15 protein-coding genes are annotated in these 16976 nt (G+C 43.5%); 8 read left to right on the top strand and 7 right to left on the bottom strand.

Annotated features, from left to right (window positions below; genetic code table 11):
- Positions 1 to 20: 20 nt before the first annotated feature.
- The gene (locus tag O8C65_14410) at positions 21 to 899 is read right to left on the bottom strand and encodes a hypothetical protein (GenBank protein MCZ7358110.1); all 879 of its coding nucleotides are present in this window, start codon (positions 897 to 899) and stop codon (positions 21 to 23) included.
- 199 nt (positions 900 to 1098) lie between these two features.
- Between O8C65_14410 and O8C65_14405 the strand changes: the two genes are divergently transcribed.
- Positions 1099 to 1824, top strand: a complete 726-nt coding sequence (locus O8C65_14405; protein MCZ7358109.1) for an RDD family protein — start codon at positions 1099 to 1101, stop codon at positions 1822 to 1824.
- A gap of 234 nt (positions 1825 to 2058) precedes the next feature.
- Here O8C65_14405 and O8C65_14400 read toward each other — a convergent pair whose 3' ends face one another.
- From O8C65_14400 to O8C65_14390, 3 genes are all read right to left on the bottom strand, one after another.
- Positions 2059 to 2796, bottom strand: coding sequence for a hypothetical protein (locus O8C65_14400; protein MCZ7358108.1), 738 nt, complete (start codon positions 2794 to 2796; stop codon positions 2059 to 2061).
- Between the two features lie 176 nt (positions 2797 to 2972).
- Positions 2973 to 3536, bottom strand: coding sequence for a flavin reductase family protein (locus tag O8C65_14395; GenBank protein MCZ7358107.1), 564 nt, complete (start codon positions 3534 to 3536; stop codon positions 2973 to 2975).
- Between the two features lie 191 nt (positions 3537 to 3727).
- On the bottom strand, positions 3728 to 4396 hold the full coding sequence (locus tag O8C65_14390; GenBank protein ID MCZ7358106.1) for a nitroreductase: 669 nt from the start codon (positions 4394 to 4396) through the stop codon (positions 3728 to 3730).
- 332 nt (positions 4397 to 4728) lie between these two features.
- On the opposite strand from O8C65_14390, the gene O8C65_14385 reads away from it, so the two are divergent.
- The 3 genes from O8C65_14385 (at position 4729) to O8C65_14375 (ending at position 7235) form a co-directional block, all read left to right on the top strand.
- Complete coding sequence (locus tag O8C65_14385) at positions 4729 to 6171, top strand: MFS transporter (GenBank protein ID MCZ7358105.1); 1443 nt, start codon at positions 4729 to 4731, stop codon at positions 6169 to 6171.
- A 181-nt stretch (positions 6172 to 6352) separates the two neighbouring features.
- Positions 6353 to 6856 (top strand): winged helix-turn-helix transcriptional regulator, encoded by a 504-nt coding sequence (locus O8C65_14380; GenBank protein MCZ7358104.1) that lies wholly within the window; start codon positions 6353 to 6355, stop codon positions 6854 to 6856.
- Between the two features lie 220 nt (positions 6857 to 7076).
- Complete coding sequence (locus O8C65_14375; GenBank protein MCZ7358103.1) at positions 7077 to 7235, top strand: hypothetical protein; 159 nt, start codon at positions 7077 to 7079, stop codon at positions 7233 to 7235.
- A 333-nt stretch (positions 7236 to 7568) separates the two neighbouring features.
- Here O8C65_14375 and O8C65_14370 read toward each other — a convergent pair whose 3' ends face one another.
- Positions 7569 to 8072, bottom strand: a complete 504-nt coding sequence (locus O8C65_14370; GenBank protein ID MCZ7358102.1) for a DUF367 family protein — start codon at positions 8070 to 8072, stop codon at positions 7569 to 7571.
- A 116-nt stretch (positions 8073 to 8188) separates the two neighbouring features.
- Between O8C65_14370 and O8C65_14365 the strand changes: the two genes are divergently transcribed.
- From O8C65_14365 to ahbC, 3 genes are read left to right on the top strand one after another with little or no spacing between them, the layout of a single operon-like run.
- The gene (locus O8C65_14365) at positions 8189 to 8620 is read left to right on the top strand and encodes an OsmC family protein (protein MCZ7358101.1); all 432 of its coding nucleotides are present in this window, start codon (positions 8189 to 8191) and stop codon (positions 8618 to 8620) included.
- A gap of 55 nt (positions 8621 to 8675) precedes the next feature.
- Positions 8676 to 8945, top strand: a complete 270-nt coding sequence (locus tag O8C65_14360) for a hypothetical protein (protein MCZ7358100.1) — start codon at positions 8676 to 8678, stop codon at positions 8943 to 8945.
- A gap of 58 nt (positions 8946 to 9003) precedes the next feature.
- Positions 9004 to 10224, top strand: coding sequence for a 12,18-didecarboxysiroheme deacetylase (gene ahbC, locus O8C65_14355; GenBank protein ID MCZ7358099.1), 1221 nt, complete (start codon positions 9004 to 9006; stop codon positions 10222 to 10224).
- On the opposite strand, the gene O8C65_14350 is transcribed toward ahbC, so the two are convergent.
- Both O8C65_14350 and O8C65_14345 read right to left on the bottom strand, forming a co-directional pair.
- Positions 10202 to 11128 (bottom strand): nucleotidyltransferase domain-containing protein, encoded by a 927-nt coding sequence (locus tag O8C65_14350; GenBank protein MCZ7358098.1) that lies wholly within the window; start codon positions 11126 to 11128, stop codon positions 10202 to 10204. The two genes, ahbC and O8C65_14350, sit on opposite strands and share 23 nt — an antisense overlap.
- Before the next feature lie 139 nt (positions 11129 to 11267).
- A complete protein-coding gene (locus O8C65_14345) occupies positions 11268 to 12539 on the bottom strand; it encodes a PQQ-binding-like beta-propeller repeat protein (protein MCZ7358097.1) in 1272 nt (423 codons plus the stop codon).
- 237 nt (positions 12540 to 12776) lie between these two features.
- Here O8C65_14345 and O8C65_14340 point away from each other — a divergent pair, with 237 nt between their 5' ends.
- Positions 12777 to 16970, top strand: a complete 4194-nt coding sequence (locus tag O8C65_14340; GenBank protein MCZ7358096.1) for a hypothetical protein — start codon at positions 12777 to 12779, stop codon at positions 16968 to 16970.
- Positions 16971 to 16976 lie beyond the last annotated feature (6 nt).

The raw sequence follows: 16976 nt of genomic DNA, 5'->3' as shown, positions 1-16976 counted from the left end.
ATCTTCGGAAAGTGGATGTTTCATCCCAACACACCAAGTGTCGCTTCATATTCATTTAATATCTGGTTGATTGTATTTTGAGCAGCCTCCAGTCCTGCAACATCGCCTTTCTTGGCGGCATCCGTCAGGGCATTAAATGCATCATCGATCTGCGAAGATTTCGCGGAGTCCCATGCCTTCAAACTGTCTCCCAGTCTATCATGGGCTGCAGCGGCTTCCTGTGCTTTAGTGAGGGCAGTTGAATTGTCTCCCTTTTGCGCTGCATTTACGGCATCGTCCATTGCAGTTTTTACATCCTTAATTGTATCTGCATTCGATAAAGGAATTAAATATGTGCTCATAAAAAAGTCGGAGCCTTTTGATTCCCAGAGCGGTCCGATTGAATATGGAACCAGTACAGCGACAAGTGTCAGAGCCGTAAGCCCCGTTGCGACCATGTATTTGGTCTTGTTCGCATCCGTATCAGTGGCAAGCTTGTACACCAGCGTTATGATACCAAGCACGAAAGCCGGTATAAAAACGCCAGTGTTCCAATCAGACTGTACCCTTGGAACGATCATTACCCCTAAAAGACCAACAGCGGAGAGTATTAAAACATCTCTTCCTATTATCCATCCCTCCCATAGTAAATCAGCACCGAGCCGGAGAGTCATCCTGTTTAGATATCGTAAGACCATGGGTCTGGCGATATGAAGGCTGAGCGCGATAAAGAGCATCATTATTATGGTAGGAAAAAGCGTAACAATCACGAACCATTCTGAATAATCCATCCATCCCTTCATCATAAGAGCATTTCCGTTCAGAGCCGGGCCCGCTTCTTGTGCCATAACGGCCCCGATGAAGAGGGTCGTCATCATCGCTAATATTGCTAAACTAAAAACTGGGTTTCGTATCTTCATATCATACCTCTTGGCTAAAAGCCATTTTCATTCATTAGGATTCACCATATTTATAATTATTCAAGAAAAAAAATAATTGTGTATCAGGAACAAAAATAAAATCTCCAAAACAAATGTTTTTGCAGCACAGGAAGAAAATTAATTATTAAACATAAAGATTAAAGGCTATAACGATAAAATAAGGCGTACTAATCACAAAATGACAATTGAACAAATAAAAGAACTAAAGACAGTAGAGTTTTTTAAAGTTCTTTCTCATGAAATCAGGGCAGAAATAATATCTCTTCTTCATGAAAACATAGAGATGTCGTACACAGAGATCCTGCACACACTGAATATAGAGGAAGGGAACCTGAATTTTCATTTAAGGAAGATGAAAGGTTTCATTGAACTTACCGAGAAAAAGAATTACAGACTTTCAGAGTACGGGAAAATTACCCACGGTATGCTCCAGGAAGTTGATGCAAGATTATGGAAAGATGCGAAGGAAATAATCAAAAATGACGGGAACAATACCTTTTCTGCTCAAACATTGGTGAGAAGAGCTGTAGCATCATTCATAGATTTCGCACTATTCTTGTTTGTGGGTGTGGCCCTTTTCTTTGCATTTAGCAATGGGCTAAAATTTGATGTCCACACTTTCCTTGTCATAATATATCTTCAATTGGCCCTTCAATTTGCATATGCTTCTTTTGTAATTATGGAAGCCTATAATGGCCAGACGATTGGAAAATATGTTATGAACATCCGGGTAGTAAAGGCAAATGGCGATAAAATCACAATTCTAGAAAGTGCTACAAGGAATATCGGGAAAGTATTTTTGCTTCCGCTGGATTTCCTGATCGGAGTGTTATTTTTCAGGAAAAGGGGCTATATCAAATTCTTTGATTATTATACAAAAACAAAAGTTGAAAGAGTGTTTTAGATTAAAAAAAATTGCGCTGTCAAATAGACAGGCATTAGAAAGACTGAGTGAAACTTAAAAAGCATGAATTGTTTTGATCAATATTCTATTTTTAATCATTCCGATGTTATCCTATCCTTCCATGGTTCTCAAAATGCATGCTAACTTTCGGATCAGAAAAATCTTTCTTCAAAACCACATCTTTCAATATTATCATTCATTATCATCTCAAACAATTTCCGGAACAATTTCTCATCACCTTAAGTTCGTTTCTATTCTTTTCAAAAGAAGTCTTTCCGATAAAGATGCCATTCGCTTTCTAATGAATTCCTGATGGAAAATAACGAAGAACAAGTACGATGGATAGAGTACCATAACGATTTCGAAAAGTTCAGTTAAGGCATCTAGAGGAGAACCAAGGTGAAACAAGCTGGATATTCCGATTGCACCACCGATCAAAGGCAGGACTGTGCCAATGCTTCTGCCAGCCATATATACTTCACCCGTTCTTCTGCTGTAGATCCTGATGCCTAAATCATCCAACCCCCAAACCACTGAGAGAAAAAGGGAAACTAATGCACTGCCCATAAAGAAGAGAACCAGGCGGACCGGAAGGAACTCTAATAAATTCACCAGTCTCTCAGCAAAGATCATAGATAGACCGATACCTTGCAGTGGTCTGATAACCCACGCATCAAGCTTGCTCAATTTTGGATAGGGGTCTGATGCGGCCTTGACAAACTGTCCGAATCGCCCTTCATTCTTCGCCCTGTTCACCACCAGAGCAAGAAGTCTGGGCAATATCAAAACAGGTGCTATGAATATAATCGTAACCAGAACAAATCTTACCAGCATAGCCCTGATTGAACGGGACAGGAACAATCCTTGGGGATGCCCCGTCACTAACGAAATCATTACTGTGAGGATCAGGATAAATAAGGCTGGTGACACCAAAATTGCCACCCTGAAAGCCGATGATTCCGCGAGCTTCATCTGATGTTTGATTAGTCTTTCCATTAATAAAAGTAGCGAAGAGAGCTTTACTAATTTTAGTAAAAATCGCACGGCAAAATGAGGGGCTTCGAGGCCTGTATCTTGTGGATGAGGGCCCAAAACATGAGGTCGTCCGGCACATCCTGGCGCCTTAAATTTAAATAATGGGATTTCCCTTATCTCTTCCCCATGGAAAATGCCTTTCCAAGATATTTGCCGATTCCATAATAGCTCGCAATATCCGGAGCAAATATGATCGGTTTTAATTTTTCGATATCAGTAAGCCCATTATCTGCCAGCACGAGTTCGTCTTCCAAGACGTCCATGATCTCGCCTATAAACTGCGTGTGCAACCCTATTTCAATGGAACGGATCAGTTTACATTCCAGAACAATAGGAAATTCTTTCACGTATGGAGCATCGACAAGGTCACTCTTGACGCTGGTGAGCCCTGCTTCGCTGAACTTGTCCACGCTTTTGCCTGAGACAGTTCCGAAATAATCCGCTTCCCTGATGTATTGTTCAGAAGGAACATTGACCGTGAAAGCCTTTCGTTCCATGATATTGCCATACGAATACGTCGCTTTCCGAAGAGAGATAGCGACGCACGGAGGATCGGAGCAGCAAATGCCACCCCAGGCTATGGTCGCTACGTTCGGTTTTCTGTCTTTGCCATACGTTCCTATGACCCAAACCGGGATAGGATAAACAAGAGTTTTTGCACCTCGGGACTTTTTCATAAATTCCTCCCTATCTGAATTGTCCTTTGAATGTATTTTAAGACTTTGCTTCGATAAATCCCGCGGTGCATCAGTGTGATGCTGCACAGGATTCATTCTTACGGATGAAAGAATATCGAAAAAGTATTAATGGAATATTTGGAACCAATCCAAAATTAGCTTGATTTGAAAACGTAGAATGCCATGTTAATTTAACCGAACCCCTTAAACCTGACAACTTCCAGGATTGGCCGCCTGGGGCTCCTGAACTTATTCTGCGGATGTTGTATATCACTATAGCCAAGCGCTATACCTATTATAATAGAGAGGTGTTCCGGAATTTCCAGTTCTGTGCGAATAAGATCAGGGTAGGATACCAGCATATAAGCCGGGATCGAGCCCAGACCATGTTCCTGCGATGCTAACATAATACTCTGAGCCAACATTCCAATATCAAATATCGACCACGGTGTAAGGCTGCGATCCATGCACAGGTAAATGACTACCGACGCTCCGAAAAACTTATAGTTCATTTCAAAAATGGCATGTCTAGCCGCTTTATCATCACGCTTTATTCCGGCGATATTAAAGCGTGTCTCTCCCAGCTCTTCCATACGCTTTTTCATGGCTGGGGGCCATTTCTGCGGCGCCACCACATCCGGTTTACCGGGCACGCCATTCTGGAAATTTGCCAGATATTCCCCGCGTATCCTGTTTAACACTTCTCCACCGGCAACAAATATTTCCCACGGCTGTGTATTGGCCCATGAGGGCGCGCGGGTCGCAGCTTCCAGGATATTGAGGATCGTTTCCTTATCCACTTGATCGGGTCTAAAGGCGCGTGTACTATAACGGGAATTCAGTGCATCTGTGACATTCATGAAAAATACCACCTTATTTTGAGATGTTATTTTATTCTCTTTTTTAGGATTTGCGTTGATTGTACATATTTCTTGTGCTTCAATTGAGATTTTGGTTCACGATACACAAATACCTATCGCATTGTTTCAGGGTACAACATCGCTGAAAGCGATGGGAAATACTCTGTGCCACTGATACCTCAATATTGAACGCCTGGCCGGTTAAAAGAACCAAAGGATTAGCAGGAAAAACATCTGAATCCTGCAGATGTGTATCCAATACGGTTTATTCGCACATAATCTTAAATATGCGAGAATTATTAAAGATGGCTTCATCTTTTGTAAGAATTACTATGAACTCTAACTTTAATAGCAGCATTCAGGAAAGCTATAAATGGACCGCCCTTTCGGTGACCTCTCTCGGAATGCTTGTCGGGATTCTTAATGCCAGCACCCTGATAATCGCTCTTCCCACTATGATGGTGAAACTGAAGACAGACCTCTTCGGGATAATGTGGGTACTGATAAGTTATTCACTCCTCCTCACAATACTTGCTCCAGCCTGGGGCAGGCTTGCAGATATTTACGGGCGGAAGAAACTCTACGTCTATGGATTGGCAGTCTTTACAATTGGTTCATTGCTTTGCGGTTTTGCAGCTGACATAAACCAGCTTATCGCTTTCAGGGTATTGCAGGCTGTGGGAGGATCGATGCTTGTGTCCAACGGCACCATCATTGTCACCGATGCTTTCAGGCGGAACGAACTGGGAAAAGCAATGGGGATCCTTAGCATGATCATGGCCGCAGCATTTGTCGTGGGTCCGATATTGGGAGGGCTCCTTACATTGATAGACTGGCGGCTGATTTTCTTTTTTAATGTTCCAATTGGTATCGTAACTACGGTTTGGGCGCATTTGAAATTGAAAGATGTGGCAGAGCTGCCGAAAGGAGAAAAATTCGACCTCACTGGAATGGTCTTATTCACGATCGCCTTCATCACGACCATGATATATCTCACGGCAGGGTTTATATTTGGTTTGACATCGCCTCCAATGCTTCTGTCACTTGTTATCGCTATCGTTAGTTTTACCGCCTTCCTGCGCGTCGAAAAGCGAGCGATATATCCATTGATGGACCTGAACCTGTTCAAAATAAGAATCTTCTCCTACGGGCAGCTGAGCGCCCTATTAAATTCAATAGCCAGAGGGGCGGTAATGATTCTTCTAATCCTCTTCTTCCAGGGACCGAGGGGCTATGACCCGCTTACGGCAAGCATACTCACCATACCTCTTGCAATTGGTCTTGCAATAACAGGCCCAATAGGGGGAGTGCTTTCAGATAAATATGGATCGAGAATGATAAGCACGGTCGGGCTTGTTATATCCCTCGTCGGTCTCCTGGGCCTTGCGACAATGCATTACAATACACCTTACTGGATACTGGCTGTATGGATGTTCATCAACAGCTTTGGTTCAGGATTATTCCAGCCTCCGAATACCAGCGCCATTATGTCGTCAGTCCCCCCGCAGCGGCGCGGTGTAGCATCATCCATGAGGGCATTTTTCAACAGCGCCGGCATGGTACTGAGTATGGGAATAGCCTTTCCTCTGATAATGGGAGCGATCTCTCTCACCGAGATGATGGATATGTTCGTTGTTGGCGGAGCAAACATGCCTGTAGCTGTACAGGAGGCCTTTACCGGGGGTATAGCCAGTGCATTTATTTTATCTTCGATAATAACCGTGCCTGCAATAATTGTCTCTGCAATGCGTGGAACGGAAGATATCCCGAAATGAGCCCTCATAATTTTATCGCCCCAGCACACCTATTGATGCCCTGAATCTCAATTTCCATATACAGGGTTGAGCGCTCCAAGAAGTGCCAGAAAAAGTTACAAAGGCGAACGAAGCGTATATATCGTTTGTTATACAAAGTTGCATCAATAATTTAGAATATATCGTATATAATTGAAAAATCATGAGTAAAAATCTCAAAACTGCTATGCCGGAAAAGAAGCAGATCAAACTTGATGAAATCGACAAAAGTATAATCGCCCTGCTTCAGGAAGAAGGCAGGATGCAGGACATCGAAATTGCCAAAAAGCTTGGAATATCTGATGACACTTCCAAGCGGCGGAGAAAACGACTTGATGAAATGGGCTACCTGAAGGTCAAAGCAATGCTGAATCCCTGGAAATTCGGATTCACAAGTGTTTTTTTCATGGGGATTATGCTTGTGCCGGGGACTGATGTTAGAAATGTTGCTAAGAAGCTGTCAAAAATCGATGAATTCTTTTTTGTCTCACTTTCTCTTGGCCCCACTCATTCTATCGTCGCCACTGCCAGGGCAAAGGATCAGTTGAAGCTTAACAACCTGGTTGAAGAATTAAAGCAGTGGTCAGAAATAGAAAGGATTGATGTAAATATCATCTATGAAGTGATAAAAAGCGGATATCATTTCATACCTGCTGAAAAGCTTTAATGGTGAAGGAAATCCTAATCAAATTATACACTACAAGTGGATTTCGTTTTCCATTATATCTTGCGGCTTATGCCAGAAGCCGCGATTTCCCAATATAGGTTTCCATGAGATGCCTTCCTCTGGACTCTTATATCATAATTAACAATTTTAATTATTATTAATTTTCAAATAGTTTTATATTTATAGAAATAGTATACGGTTATAAGGAGGCGAGGCTTAAATGGACATATTTGATGTATTATCCGCCATCTCAAAGAGAAAGAAAGCGTTTATGCATAGCGGAATAAATGAACAAGAAGCTCTGATGAAAGCACAAGCTGATGTTTCTAAAGATTATCACATACCGCTTTTTGACATAAAGAAGTTATTAAGATCGTAGATTCAATCGTAATGGAGTCCGAGGTGCACAAGATTCATATCGGACTTCAAGTTCTTACTAATCTTTTCCAGAACCTGCAGTAAGTAGGTAAAGACTGATAGCTAATGCTTTATCAGTCATGGGTGTTAGGCTTGACCCAGGGTACAGGGTAAAATCAATAGGGCAGGTTGAGTGGCCGACAAACATACAGGAAATATTTGAATGGAAGGCACAATATGAACCCGATTATCCGCTCGTAGATTCTTTTCATTTTCAGTTACTGTTATATCTTTTTAAATAAGGATTTCGCCAACGCATCCGAAATGTATTATTGAAGAAGTTATTTTTTACCTATTACACCATATAATCTCCCTGTATCCTCACAACTTCTGAGCTGTCCTTTGCTTCTGAATACCTCTCAAGAGGCTCGCGGTTCACCTCCAGGAATACCGGACCCCATTTGAACTTGTTCAGGATGAGTGCGGCCTGCTCTTTTTCCCCGAGTATGTAAAGCGCTGCCGCAAAAGCCTCGACCGTGCTGAGCTTGAAAGGTTTGCCGAAATTCACAGCGTTGGCAGCGAGGAGGAAAGGCAGGGCGCGGTGGCGCAGCCTGAGTTTCTGCAGCACAGGGAAAACGCGTTCCACCTCTACCCAGGAACAATCGAGCACAACGATCCCATTCCCATAATCATCCGCGGGTGATAGCGCCTGCTCTGCAAAGGGGTCGAGAAGTATGGCTTCCCGCGGGAGGGCTCTGGGATTCTCATGCAGTTTTGCAAGTGCGAACCTTGCAAGTTTTTTCCCGGAGCATTTCCTGGGGTCGCACTGCCTGGCATGATAGATGTGCAGGGGGATCATGCGCTCTTATTACTACTACGGGTTATTATTATTTTGGGAGTTGACAGCATACAAATAGAAAACTATAAACATTCTTAATTAGCTTTATCCAGAAACAATTGGGAGACGGAGATGCCATGGAAGAGGAAAAATGGTTATATCACAATATTCTAAAATGGAAAGGCGAGAAAAAAGCAGACCTCAGGTTCATTGAAAGTGACAAGGAGATAGAGGTCGCAACACCGCCCGAATTCGGGGGACATGAGGGCACAATCAGTCCTGAAGACCTTTTTGTTTCATCGGCTAATGTTTGTTTCATGACCACGCTGCTTGGCACAATAAAGAACATGGGAGTGGAACTGGTATCCTACCAATCTGAAGCTGAAGGGATTCTGGAGACAGTAGATAAATTGAAAATATTCACGAAGATAATAATAAGACCAAAGATAAAAGCAAAAGAAAGCGAGGAAAAAATCAGGATGATACTCAACCATGCTGAAAAGCGATGCCTTGTAGCCAACTCGATGAGGACCGAAGTAGTCATCGAAGCTGAGATAGAAGCAGTATGATCTTGCCTTTGATGCAAGCGTATTTATCCATTCAACTTTCTTTCTTATCCAAATAATGAGCAAACTTTTTATAGACGGCAAAGCTATCGAGTTCATGAAAAATGCACTTGAAAAAGAGAACCTTCCAGCGATGCGGTTATTTATAAGCGGGGGTGGATGCTGCAAGCAGTTTGAATTAACTCCCGTAAAACAAGCGCTCGCCGGGGACGTCACGTTCAAGCAAAGCGGAATTACGGTGCATGTTGAGAAAGAACTGGTCAATAAAATAAAGACCATAGAAATAGGATTCGATGAAAGAAAAGGATTAACTATAAATTTTGAATGAAACGAGGAAATCTTTAAATAAAATTAATTCGTAATATATCGAACAAAGGAGAAAAAGGATGATAGGAATTTCAAAGCTTTACTGCGGAACCGTTGAACCCTCAGACGCTCTCAGGTACGGGCGCGATTCCGGGAAACTTCCCTCGCATTTATTGCAGTTCTCAAAGGATAAAAAACCGGTAGTGGTCTGGAACATGGGCAGGCGCTGCAACCTGAAATGTGTGCACTGTTATGCCCAGTCAAAGGACATTGAGTATAAGAACGAGCTAACGACGCAGCAAGGAAAGGAGCTCATCGACGACCTTGCACAGTTCGGCGCGCCAGTAATCCTTTTCTCCGGCGGTGAGCCGCTCATGCGTCCTGATCTACCTGAGCTTGCGCTGTACGCAAGGTCAAAAGGGATGCGTGCGGTCATCTCCACGAATGGTACACTGATCGACAAAAAGAAGGCGAAGGTCTTGAAAGAGATTGGGCTTTCGTACGTGGGTGTTTCGCTGGACGGGACGAGAGAGACCAACGATAAATTCAGGGGCGTAAAAGGCTCATTCGATCTGGCATTGCAGGGTATGCGCAACTGCCTTGAAGAAGGCATTAAGGTGGGCCTGCGCTTCACTATCAATAAGAAGAACGTGAAGGATATCCCGGCCATATTCGACCTGCTTGAAAAGGAAAAAATCCCCCGAGTATGTTTTTACCATCTTGTATATGCAGGGCGCGGCTCAAAACTGGTAAAAGAAGAACTATCACATGAAGAAAGCCGAAAGACGCTCGATCTCATTATGGACAGGACAAAGGCTTTGCATGATAATGGCTTCCCTATTGAGGTGTTGACTGTAGATAACCACGCAGACGGTCCTTATGTTTACTTCCGTTTGCTGAAAGAATATCCCAAACGTGCGGCAGAGGTGTATGAACTTCTCCAGATGAACCAGGGCAATTCCTCAGGCATCGGCATAGCCTGTGTTTCATGGGACGGATCGGTACATGCAGACCAGTTCTGGAGACATTATTCCTTCGGTAACGTAAAGGAGCGGAAATTCAGCGAGATATGGACAGATAAAAGCAATCCACTGATGGCTGGTCTCAAGAACAGGAAGCCCCTGATAAAAGCAAATGCGGACAGGTGCGCCCGATGCAAATGGTTCGAAATATGTAACGGGAACTTCCGCGTGCGTGCAGAGGCAATATATGGCAACGTCTGGGCGGATGACCCGGCATGCTATTTGACAAAGGAAGAAATAGGATACGGGAAAGAGCCTATTCCTTCTCAAGAAGCGTGAGGGAACGTATCCATTCCCCTTTTGGTTCTCTTGATGTCCCAACAACGAGCCTTTTGATATTACCCACGACCTCTACCATTCCCCGAGCCTCGATCCTTTCCCCTACCAGTGCCTGGCCTGCATAGGTGTGGGTATAGGACAGCACGCAGCTTATCTCGGGATGGTCGATTTCAAAGATAGCGGGGCTGTCAAATGCAAAATCGGCATTCGTGACCTTTGCCCGGATCGTTTCCATACCTATATCTTTTCCCCTCAGACACCGGGTGATATCTTCCCAGTCCCTTACATAAAGGAGGTCAAAATATGTCCCATCCACCATGCCGCGGTTTCCTTTTCTTACCTCATGCCAGAGAAATTCATCAAAGGAAAGCTCGGGCTTCCTTTTCCTGTAAATATCATGCCACATTTCATCGCTTATCTCTTTAACGGTAGAACATTCCTTTTTTGCCTCTGCTATGATATCCCGCGCCTGGAACCAGGATTTTCCATATACGATGAAATCTATATCTGAGAATTCGTTCTGCAAGCCGGCAAGTAGAGACCCCGTCACTCCCATTTTTTCAAGTGGCACATCCCCTTTCAGGAGAGTGTTTACTATGTCTCTCAGTTTCTTATTGTCTTTCAGCAAAATAGGGAGTTTTTTCTCTGGAGCAAGCACCTGTTTGACACAATCCCATGGGACAATATGTACATCATCCACCCACTGAGGGCGATTCGCTTTCATAAAGCTGAAGGCATCGTCGAAGTCCAGCTTGCGGAATTTTTTACGCGTTCCTCTTGAACCCTCTGGGTCAGGCACGTATCTGAGAACAGAACGGATGCCCTTCTCGTGACAATAATCCGCAACCGCGAATATCCAGTCATCACTGGTAATTATAAAATCACGCAGACGTATCCTGAACATAATTTACAATACGATGCTGGATTAATATAAAATATCTCTATTCAGGTTCCTATATTCAAACCATATATTACCAAGAAAGGAGAAAAAATCCTCCCTGGGTGCAATTCATTTTGTTAATACTATCGGCTCTAAGAAGATTTCATTTAGAATTAATTCTTTTCCTTACTATCGCTGCTATTAACAGTATTAATGCTGCATATTCAAATCCCGGCGTCTTTTGTGGGGTGGTAACTGCCGGTGTCTGGACAGGTGTTGGCGTAGGCGATATTGTTGTAGCCTTTATTGTCTGTGTTATGGCCGGAGTTGTCTGAACCTCCCCTGCAATAGAATATGCATATACTTTTCCGCTATGGGTTACTGCATAAAGCATATTACCGGAGATAGCAGGCGAGGTTATGTAATCTGTGGTATCCATTCCAGTCAAGTTTTTCCAGAGGAGATTCCCTGTATTAGTATCAAGAGCATAGATGAAATTATTTTTCGACCCGAAATAAATGACATCATTTGAAATCGCAGATGAAGCATCAACAAAGCCCGCTGTCTGGAATTTCCATTTCATGTTTCCTGTTGCAGAATCAATAGCATAAAAGTTAAAATCTTTTGAGCCTACAAAGACCGTACCATCTTTAACCGAAGGAGATGATACCACATCGCTCCCTGTCGAAAATTTCCATTTCAAAGCCCCTTTATCCGTCAGAGCATACACATTTCCATTATTTGAACCGAAGAACAGGATGCCATTTGCAGCAGCAGGTGAAGATTTTATCATACCTATGTCTGTGTAATAATGCCACATCTCCCTGCCATTCCCGGCATCAAGGGCAAAAAAAGCCCCATTGTCATTCCCGAAGTAAACCGTGTTATTTGAAACGGCAGGAGACGAATCTATGCTTTTCCCTGTTAATTTAGTCCACGAAGGTTCTCCGACCTGGGGATTAAATACATAGAGAGAGCCGTCTTCTGATGCTACATAAATAAGATTATCGGCAGCAGTGGCGGAGGAAACGAACCCACCGGTAGCATCCTTATAGATCCATTTTTTAGAGCCATCTTTTATATCGATTGCATAAAAGTGTTCGTCATTCCCCCCAACGTACAGTGTCCCATCCATGACCATGGGAACAGCTCCTATGAATCCATCTGTCGGGGACCTCCAGATCTCTTTTCCGGATTCTGCATCGAGCGCATGGACTCCACCGTTTGAGCCTACATAAACAACCCCGTTCACGACTACAGGGGATGAATCCGTATTATAATAGAGGTTTGCAGTCCATTTCAAGACAAGCGGAGGTACAACGCTATCCGTTGTAAATCCAGAATGAGAACTATCATATCCGAACTGGCTCCAATCCGAGGCGACCGCCGGCGCCGCCAGGATCAATAGTGAAAATAAATACGCAATCAATTTCATGTTAGCACCTCTACAGGGGCATAATAGCATTTTTGATTTAAGAATTTATCTGTTTCTAAATGTCTTTCTGGCAAAAGTCAGTAACATCCATAAAGACTTATAATCATTAAATATTTCATCATTATAATTACTATCATGCGAAATATATAAGTAGGGGTAGTACATAAACGATATTATATTCATATCTGCAGAAAAAAACGCCATTTCAAGCAGAACAATGGATAGATGATGGGTACTATGAAACGAAACGGCATATTGATGTGTTTGATTTTATTGGCTGTGGCGGTAGCCATACCGGAAGCGATTGCAACCTATACGGCTCAAGATGTTACAAATAATGCTTGTAATGCCTGCCATCCTGCATATGTTTCAGCCATCGCTTCCAACAGCGCGATAACTTTTTTACCGAGGCAACATGATAATATAGATAACTCCCAAACAACTGCCTGTCTTATTTGCCACAGGGGGGCATATGATACTAGCACGCATACAGTTAGCGGTTATATCGGATACCAGGTCACAGTGACAACCTGTAATACGTTACAAAATGGTCAACCTGGATGCCATGCAACCAGTGGATCGCGTCCTGTTGATACAAACACCCATACCGGCAATGCAGCTAGTCCCGCAGACTGCACAAAATGCCATTTCGCCAATACTACTAAAGTGTTTCCTCTTTCTAGTTCTCATACTTATTACCAACATGACCATAATTTCACCGTTGAATACAATTTTTATAATTACAATCTTTTAGGAATGCCCCTCAGCGCCGACGGCCATGTAGGCAAGGGCATGTTCCCGTACTATACCTGTACTCTGACCTGCCATACAAGCAAAAGTAAGGAAAATATAACCATCGGCTGGAACCAGAGTAAACATGCACAATCATATACCGGCAGTGAGACGATGTCATGTGCCAGATGCAAGTCACCGCCCAACTATAACGTAAGTGCCAACCAGAGCGCACCTGTGGCAGCGGCCGACTGGCAGGGCATCCAGTGCAGGGTATGCCATGACATGCATAATGTTTCTTATAGCAGCCCGGTGAATGGAGAACCGCTAGCGTTCTATAATGGAACTCTAAGCTCTCGTGCGGGCTACCCGGTCTATGTACAGGTTCACAATGCTACCGAATTGTGCGAGAAATGCCACACAACTACCTCTCATGACAGTAAGTTTGCAGGAATTCACAAAGACCCAGCTGGTGCGAATTTCACCTGTGCCAGTTGCCATGCGAACAGATCAATCGAAAGTGATTTAACGCAGTTCCATACATTCGAGGTCAAGAACACTACCTCAAATGTGACCGGCTGTGAAGTGTGCCATAAATCAGAAGACCATACATTCCAGTTCACGTCAATGCATACAGGTAAAGTTGAATGCGTAGCATGCCATGATCAAACTTTTACAACAGTAAATGCTACGAACTATTCCGTATCAAGTGACGGTAATTACGGTCTGTGGAAACCGACCCCGACCAGTAATTGGACTACTTATGTATTGGACAGAGGTAAACCTAAAACATGGCCCCTGCATAATATAACCAAGAGTGTAGATTGCAGCAAATGCCACAATGCAACCTCTGTATTTAACGGCACGATTACGACTGGCCTCGTATGTGCAGATTGCCATCCTACATACGCCACTGCATATAACGCCTCAAAGCATAACCAGACCCTGAATGCAAGCGCGCCTGCATGTATTGACTGTCACGTAGGATATGTACCCAGCTACGGTCATACAACAGGAGCCAAGGGTTTTACAGTGAACGAAAGTAACACGTGCAGGAATTCAGGGTGCCATCAAACCAAAGATGAAAAACATACATCAACCGATGATTGTACGATGTGTCACTTTGCAAATATGAACACGTCTTTCAGTTTGAATGCGTCACTCTATGTACATGACCACAATCTGACAATTATCCGTAACTTCTATCAATACAATCTAACAGGAACGATACAGATGCCTCTAAAGAGTAATGGTGGTGTGGGCGTAGGAACGTTTCCATACTATTCATGCGATGCGGCATCATGCCATCATCACGATGGTAGCAATGTAAAAGTCGACAATGCATCACAAACCTGGGTCCAGAGTGCGCATGCCCAGTCATTGGTAGAACCCCCCACTGACCAGAAGAATTCCTGTGCCAAATGCAAGTCGCCTCTGAATTATAATGCGAGTGCATCATCGGGTACACTTATTCCAGTAGCCGATTGGCAGGGTATTAATTGCAGGGTATGTCATAACCTCCACAATAGATCGTTTAGTAGTCCAGGGACAGGAATACTGGCGTTCTATAACGCAACTTTAAGTTCTCTTGCGGGTTACACAATCTATGACACGGTTGCCAATGCTACAGTTTTGTGTGAAAAATGCCATTATGGAGATGGCCACGACAGCAAGTTTGCAGGAACTCACAAGACCCAAGTTGGCTTTGATTGTGCTGATTGTCATTTGAATACTACTAGTGGTGCAAGATTCAATTACCAATCACATATGTTCGAAGTCACGAACTTAACAACAGGTGTAACTGGGTGTGAAGTGTGCCATAAATCAGGAGACCATACATTCCAGTTCACAGCGAACCATACAGGTAAAGTTACATGCGAAGCCTGTCACGACAAGACAGTTGCAAGGAATGCAACTGGCTATGCAGTCGGCCTTAACAGTACGGGAGTCAAAATAATTTATGGTCTCTATAATGACACAGCAACAGGATTAATATCCAGCTACAAAGATGGGTCTGCAGCTCCAACAACATGGCCATTGCACAATATAAGTAAGGATGTTAGTTGTGATAAGTGTCATGGTACCAAGTCCGCTGTAACGAGCTCATTATTAGCGCCGACATTTGGAGACATTGGTTGCGTCAAATGCCACTCTTCATACGCCAGTGCAGTCAACAACTCAAATCATAACCAGACAATGAATGTCGCTGCACCAAACTGCACAGATTGCCATGCTGGCTATGATACACAGCATAATGGTTACACAGGTTACATCGTGAATGAAAGCAACTCATGCAGGAATTGTCACGTTGAAGGTGTTAACCTTAGTGAAAGCCATGGAAATCACGGGTACGGGCAGAATTATGCAGACTGCACGCAGTGCCACTTTGCGAACACAACGCAGCAGTTCGCCCTTAACTCATCGCTATACACCCATGACCATAATCTGACTGTTGAGTACAACTTCTATAACTACAATCTTACAGGTATTCCCCTCAGCACCAATGGCGGTGTTGGTAAAGGCATGTTCCCGTATTATACATGTACTTTGACATGCCACAATGGAACTGGTGGAGGACAACCTAAGATAGAGAATGAAACCATAGCATGGAACCAGAGCGGCCATGCTCAATCAAGTCTTCATGGAACATATTACAGCGGCTACTGCTTAAAATGTCATTCACCTCCGATGTATAATCAGTCAAACAGCGCGCGTTATAACACATCAAATAACCAAGGTGTCCAGTGCAGGGTTTGTCATAACCTCCACAACGATACATATAGTGGTAATGGCACATCACCGATATACATTGCATTTTACAATGCCACCTCAAGCAGTTCAGCCGGGTCGCCTGTCTATGATACAGTGGGGAATGTTACGGAGTTGTGCGAGAAATGCCACAACGGAAGTTCTCATCACATCTCTGACCGTGATATTTATTATGACGGATCCCATAAAACTTCCCTGGGTTTCACATGTGCTGACTGCCATATGAATTCAACCATCAATAATGGTTCAGAACATACGTTCGAGGTCAATAACATTGCCACAACTAAAACAGGTTGCGAAGCATGCCATGTAGCAACATCCGAGCACACTACCTCTAACTTCAGGGAATATTCAAGCCACGGGAATGTAACATGCGATGCATGTCATGACGATACTTTTGTAAGGAATAGTACAGACTATGTGGTTAATGTGAGTACAGGAAAAGTCAAAGGTGGTGTCTACAGGAATCAAAGCACCAATAAATGGACAACTTACAGAGGAACCAGTACAGCTACAGATTGGACGTTCCATAATATCAGTAAGACTATAGATTGTAACAAATGCCACGGTGCAAGGTCGGTTTTTAATGGATCGATCGCCCCGAATTTGACAAGCGGCGGCACCACATACTACACTACCGACACACTGGTATCAGAATATAATCTCATCGTGCTTTGGCTTAACCCGAACCCGACGTTGTATGCAGGAAATCTCCTGTATACATCTTCAACAGGTATTCCTGGCGTCTCAAAAGTGCTCAAATGGGATTCAACCAACCAGATATGGGTCAGTTACCAGATCATAGTGCCGAGTGGAGGTGTCGGATTTTATTCAGGAACCAATTTCACCATGGCAGGCTACAAACCTTACTTTATAAAAGGGAATGGTACCACCAATGGAAACACGTACACATTTGTGGGAACAAAATAGAGAGGA

The organism is Candidatus Methanoperedens sp., assembly GCA_027460535.1.
In the GTDB taxonomy this organism is placed as follows: domain Archaea; phylum Halobacteriota; class Methanosarcinia; order Methanosarcinales; family Methanoperedenaceae; genus Methanoperedens.
The sequence above is the reverse complement of the archived record's forward strand: the minus strand, read 5'-3'. Positions and strand labels throughout refer to the sequence as shown.